The organism is Mycobacterium sp. (assembly GCF_035603715.1).
Lineage (GTDB): Bacteria > Actinomycetota > Actinomycetes > Mycobacteriales > Mycobacteriaceae > Mycobacterium.
In genome coordinates this window covers 1-3,693 of sequence record NZ_DATNJW010000250.1, presented here as the reverse complement: position 1 = coordinate 3,693, position 3,693 = coordinate 1, and the positions used below count along the sequence as shown (strand labels likewise).

3 protein-coding genes and 1 pseudogene are annotated in these 3,693 nt (G+C 67.2%); 2 read left to right on the top strand and 2 right to left on the bottom strand.

Features of this window, described 5'->3' with window-relative positions:
* Together cobT and VN856_RS10520 are read left to right on the top strand one after the other, a co-directional pair.
* Positions 1-963, top strand: a 963-nt coding sequence (cobT, locus tag VN856_RS10525; protein ID WP_325688694.1) for a nicotinate-nucleotide--dimethylbenzimidazole phosphoribosyltransferase, incomplete at its 5' end; no start/stop codon positions are given.
* Complete coding sequence (locus VN856_RS10520) at positions 960-1,700, top strand: adenosylcobinamide-GDP ribazoletransferase (protein ID WP_325688692.1); 741 nt, start codon at positions 960-962, stop codon at positions 1,698-1,700. The genes cobT and VN856_RS10520, both read left to right, overlap by 4 nt.
* A 16-nt stretch (positions 1,701-1,716) precedes the next feature.
* Here VN856_RS10520 and VN856_RS10515 read toward each other — a convergent pair whose 3' ends face one another.
* The gene (locus tag VN856_RS10515) at positions 1,717-3,333 is read right to left on the bottom strand and encodes a zinc ribbon domain-containing protein (protein ID WP_325688690.1); all 1,617 of its coding nucleotides are present in this window, start codon (positions 3,331-3,333) and stop codon (positions 1,717-1,719) included.
* A 198-nt stretch (positions 3,334-3,531) separates the two neighbouring features.
* Positions 3,532-3,693, bottom strand: a pseudogene (locus VN856_RS10510) (branched chain amino acid aminotransferase); the annotation flags it as partial.

The following is a 3,693-nucleotide window of genomic DNA, read 5'->3' as shown; positions in this document are numbered from 1 at the left end:
GCCCTGGGCCGCCTCGAAGATCTGTCCGTCTGGGTTGCCTCCTGCCAGGGGCGTTGCCCGCCAACACAATTCGAACGTGCCCGGATCGTGGTGTTTGCCGGGGACCACGGCGTGGCCCGGTCGGGGGTATCGGCCTACCCGCAAGAGGTCACCGGGCAGATGGTGGCGAACATCGCCGCCGGCGGTGCGGCGATCAACGCGCTCGCCGACATCGCCGGAGCGACGGTGCGCGTCGTCGACCTCGCCGTGGACACCGACCCGCTGTCCCCGCAGATCGGCGCCCACAAGGTGCGACGCAGCAGCGGAGACATCGCTGTCGAGGATGCGCTCACTGAGCAGGAAACACTCGAGGCGATCGACGCCGGCCGCCACATTGCCGACCAGGAGGTCGACGGGGGTGCCGACCTGCTGATCGCGGGTGACATGGGCATCGGAAACACCACCGCGGCAACAGTTCTGGTTGCCGCGGTGACGGGCGTCGAGCCGGTCGCGGCGGTTGGCTACGGAACCGGGATAAGCGACGCCGGATGGGCGCGCAAGACCGCGGCGGTGCGCGATGCGTTGTTCCGCGCTCAGCCCGTGGTTGCCGCGCCGATCGCAACCCTGCAATGTTGCGGCGGAGCCGATTTGGCGGGGCTGGCCGGCTTCTGCGCGCAGGCCGCGGTCCGGCGCACGCCGGTGCTGCTGGACGGCATGGTGGTAACCGCCGCGGCGTTGATCGCCGAGCAACTGGCACCCGGCGCCCGGCTGTGGTGGCAGGCCGGCCACCTCTCGACCGAACCCGCGCATGCGCTCGCCCTGGCTCAGCTCGGGCTCGATCCGATCCTCGACCTGAAGATGCGGCTCGGCGAGGGTACCGGCGCGGCGGTGGCTCTGCCGGTGCTGCGCGCCGCGGTGGCCGCACTCTCGTCGATGGCGACCTTCGCCGAAGCCAACGTCACTGACCGCTCGCCCGCATCGTGATCGGCTCGTTGGCAACCGCTTTCGCGTTTGAAACCGTTGTCCCGGTGCCCGGCAGATCGGACCGGCCGTTGGGCCGCGGTGCGATGACCGCGCTGCCGGTGGTCGGCGCGGTACTGGGCGCGCTGGGTGCGGCGGTAACGTGGGCCGCCGGGTTGGCGTTCGGCCCGGGGAACGCGTTGGCCGGTCTGCTCGCGGTGGCCGCACTGCTGGCGGCCACCCGCGGCCTGCACATCGACGGTGTGGCCGATACCGCCGACGGCCTGGGCTGCTACGGGCCGCCCGAACGCGCACTGCAGGTGATGCGCGATGGGTCGACCGGAGCGTTCGGCGTGGCGACCGTCGTATTGGTGATCGTTCTTCAGGGACTGGCGTTTTCGGCGCTGTGCGCCGCCGGGATCGTGGTCGCCGCGTGCGCGGGCCGGGTAGCAGCGGTGCTGGCCTGCCGCCGGACGGTGCCTGCCGCTCCTGGGAGCAGGTTGGGCGCTCTGGTCGTCGGCACCCAACCGGCGCCGGTGGTCGCGGCCTGGGTCGTCGTACTGCTCGCCGCGTCGTCCGCGGCGGGCCGGCACCCGTGGCAGGGTCCGGTGGCGGTCGTGGTCTCGCTCACCTGCGCCGCGCTGCTGGTCCGGCACTGTGTGCGTCGATTCGGCGGCGTCAACGGCGACGTGCTCGGCGCCGCAATCGAATTGACCACGACGGTCACCGCCGTCGTGCTGGCCGCGCTGATCCGGTTCTGACCGCTCAGCCGGGCCGCTACTCCATCGAGACCATCATGCTCGCCGCGTCCGGCAGCGCCGCTTTAAACATCTCATAACTCTCGGCGTAGAGGTTGAAGAAGCCCGACCCGCCGCTTGTGGGGTTGTACAGCGTCACCCATCCGCCGTAAATCCGATCTGTGCCCTGAGCGGTTTGAATGCTGGCGGCGTAGTCGACCTCGAGCATTTGTTGAAAGTTCTTGCCCTGCAACGTCTGGGTCTGCGCGGGGCGCCGCTGAACGTTGGTCATTCCGGAGATCTGAATATTCTGGTCGATCAGTGAGGTCGATTCTTGCTCGATGTCCGACGCGTCCACGCCACCCACGACAACGAATACGGCCGCGCTCTGGTCGCTATTGAAGAGATCGGCGGACTGATCGCCTTGATGGGTGACTGTCCAGCCGGGTGCCACCGTCATGATGATTCCGTGCGTCAAGTTGATGGTGGCGGCCGCACCAGCCGCCAGCGATCTCGTGGTCGACGCTAAAGCTACTCTGCCCCAAGGGCTCTGAGCGAATTTGCCACCCCGGGGGCGGATGGACCGGGCCGCCGCGGCAGAGTGCGGCGCGATCCGTCCGATGCCGCCCTCTCCCGGCGGCGCGGGGCGCGTGGAGGGGCCACTCAGGGCCACCGCCACACTGACGACCGCAGCGATCACCACCACCGCCGCAACGATCGCGGTGACCAGGCCGGCATGTAACCGATGTTCCACCTCAGGGGCTTCCGTATCCTGCGCATTCGCGCCCGTGTCGGCAAGCAGCGCCGCATGCAACGCATTACGAGCCGCAACCAATCCCGCCGCCGCCAGCAAGAACGCCGCCAGCGCGGTCAAGACAATCCCGCGCGTCCCATACGGTTGCAACACAGTGGTCGCCAACTCGTAAGCCACCACCAGTGCCAACCCCTCGATCACCCCGACCACTGGGCTCACACCCAACCGACGCAAGCCCAGCACACCTACCGTAGCCGCCGTCGCCAGCACAATCGGCTGCAAAAAGCCCAACGTCAACGCGATAAACGCCACGTGCGCCGGGTCGCCTGCAGTCACCTGCAGGTGAGTAAATGCTCCATGCTGGACCGCCAGAGTCAGCCCCAACGAGAGTGCTGCACCGCTGAGCGAACCAGCTACCACCACATCTAGCGGATGCCGGAACGACGGGCGGGCGCTGACCACCAGCGGGGAAATCACGACCGCCACAAACGCCGCCACCGGAATCAGCACACCCAATTTGAGGATGCGCGGGATCGGCGGTAGCTGATAGCGGATGGATCCCGACGCCACGATATGGATGAAATGAGTTTCCAACATTCCGACCGCAACACCGAGTAGCAGCGAAAGCCCAAACGCCACAACGATCACCGTGATCGGCTCGTCGTGCCACAACCGGTGATCGTGAATGTAGACCAGCACCGTCGCCGGCAACGCCACTGCCGTCAACACCAATGCCACCGGCAGCGATCCGAACGCGGCTGCGATCAACGCTGCCAACAACGCCAGCGCGGTGACATCGCGATACACATGGTGGCGCTCAGGATGCAGATGCGGCAACAACGTGCCGAGCACCGCCACGGGACGACGTGGACCTAGGGGTGTCGGGCTATTCGGGTTGACCATTTTCATACCTCCGGCGGTAATCGGCGGACCTCCCGGCGCGTTCGTCGCAGCGCCCCAAGGGCGGGATTCGCGCGCTGAGCCTACGGCCAAACGTGATGCAAAACGGCCAAATTACGCCTTTCATCGAGTTTTGTGCCTCTTCGCGATGAGAGCGCGCCCCTAGTCGGGTTGATCGCGGTGGGGTCGACGACGTAACCGTCAGCCGAGCCGCGACATCCAGCCGTGGGTATCGGCGAAGGTGCCACGCTGAATTCCGGTGAGGGTGTCGCGCAGCGCCATCGTCACCTCGCCGGATTCGCCGTCGCCGATGGTGAATTCGGCGTCGCCGTATTTCACCTGTGAGATCGGCGTGATGACCGC

Coding starts and splice junctions, on each gene's coding strand:
- VN856_RS10515 (WP_325688690.1), bottom strand. CDS start 3,333: ATGGTCAACCCGAATAGCCCGACACCCCTAGGTCCACGTCGTCCCGTG.